Below are 1,912 nucleotides of genomic sequence, written 5' to 3'. Positions count from 1 at the left end.
CTCATGGGTTTGATACTCATATGTGTAGAACAAGCCAGAGCTTTGAAGGCTTCCCAAAGAAGAAAGAAAAGCCTGCATCAGCTTCACTTCTTTTTCAAAGATTTCTTGTTCTTTTTGGATTGTTTCTTGAATCTGCTCTTGGCTTTGGAAAAAACTCTCTAAATAATCTAGAGCGCTAAGCTTGGCTTGATCGATAGGAATAGATCCTCCAAACATAGAATCTGAAGGTGCTTTAACGGATTTGTTTTGAAGGAGGGTTTGATATGTTTCTTTGGGAATGAATCCAAAAGGAGAGAGAGATAAAACAAAGGGGGCGTTGTCTTTGGCATCAATCTTGATTTCATATTTGCTGTAATCAACCTCTGGAGAATAAGTATCTTGAGGTTTTTGAGCAAGTTTGGGAGATTGGGGAGTGCGATTGATCTCATCTTTGATCTCATAGCCTAGCTTTTGGATCAGCGATTCGCTCAATCCTGCGTTGGACTTTGTAGGACATTGGGAGAGAATGAGATAGTTAGCTTGAATCTTTTGATTGTTTTCTTGTTCTTTGATCCATTGAATGAGTTTGTGAGAATTAAAGTAGGGAGAAGAGAAAAATGAGATGCGGGGGTGGAGTTGAGCAAACATTTTTTGAAGATGTTTTTGAATATTGTCTTGATTTAAAATCTCAAGAGAAAAGCTAGAAGAAGAATATCTTGTTTTGAGATGATGGCTAGAGCCATATAGGGCATATCCAAAGTGAGAAAAAAGATTGAGCTCAAACATAAAGGGATTGTAATGAGAATAGTCAATGAAATGAGTTTGGTTTTTTGTGTGAATATAGATGATGTTGTTGAGATTTTTTTGCCCCAAAAGACCAAAAGCAGGGGCAATGTCTTGGACAAAGAGTTCATAGAGTGGTAGCATGTAGGTATAAGCGTATTGATAGTCTGACAAATTCCACATTTTTTTTGAAAAATCATAAATAGATGTAGCAAGATCAATCCAAGAAGTTGAAAGTCCTCTAGTGACAGCAAGATCAATCAATGCAGGAATGACCTGAATGAGAAATGTGATTGTGATTTTGATGTAGGGCATATTGCCATCATCATAAACGCTTTGGAGGTGATTTAAAAAGTGAGAAAAGCCTTCTTCAAGGGAGGGTGCAATGTCTTTTTGAATCCCTTCTGCATCAAGAATGTGTTGGAGGATTTTTGTAAGCTTTTGTTGAAAGCTACTTAATTGGTTTGTCAAAAATGCAAGATCTTCTTTAGGGTTTTGTGAGTAATCTAAGAAGTATTTGGTCAGTTCTGAGAGAGAAGAAAAATCTCGATTTTTTGTGACAAACTCATCTTGTGCACATTGAGCACCAAGAATGCTACAAGAGGGTGTGCTTAATTTGAGATTTTTTCTATATTGACTAATGTTGTCTCTAGCTTGTTGTGCAATAGGGCGAAGATAGTCTGCAAGCATGGTTTGGATATTTTCTTGATCTTGTGTGAGGATTCCCTTTTGACTCACAAACCATCCCTTCTTTTCTCCTAGATATTTTTTTGTATCTTTTTGGTGATTGATAAGGTCCATTAGATTTTCTTGCAAAAAGGAGCGATTGCTATAGACTTGGATGATGTCTTTTGGAAGATCATTGTGATCATGATTGACAAAATCAATTAGGGTTTTATAAATCCTTGCTGATAAAGGACGAAGTTTTCCTTTGTTTTTAGAAAGCTTGTGCATTTTTTCATAGTCTGCAAAATCAGAACAATAAATTTCAATCTTTGTAATGCATTCTTGCTTCAAAAGATCTTGTAGTTTAGTCGTGATGGAGTGGGCACTTGTCAAGATCTCAAATTTATTTTCATTCATTGCTTCCTCCTAGAGTATCAAGGAATCTTTCCATTGGGATCGCAGGATTTGAGTTTTTTTTCATAAA

Annotated in this window: 1 protein-coding gene; it reads right to left on the bottom strand. The window is 36.2% G+C overall.

Annotated elements, in window-relative coordinates:
• Positions 1-1,845 (bottom strand): hypothetical protein (locus LW137_RS07035; protein WP_233034933.1); only part of this gene is annotated, 1,845 nt, incomplete at its 3' end.
• Between the last annotated feature and the right edge of the window lie 67 nt (positions 1,846-1,912).

This window comes from Helicobacter kayseriensis (assembly GCF_021300655.1).
Lineage (GTDB): Bacteria > Campylobacterota > Campylobacteria > Campylobacterales > Helicobacteraceae > Helicobacter_G > Helicobacter_G kayseriensis.
The sequence above is the reverse complement of the archived record's forward strand: the minus strand, read 5'-3'. Positions and strand labels throughout refer to the sequence as shown.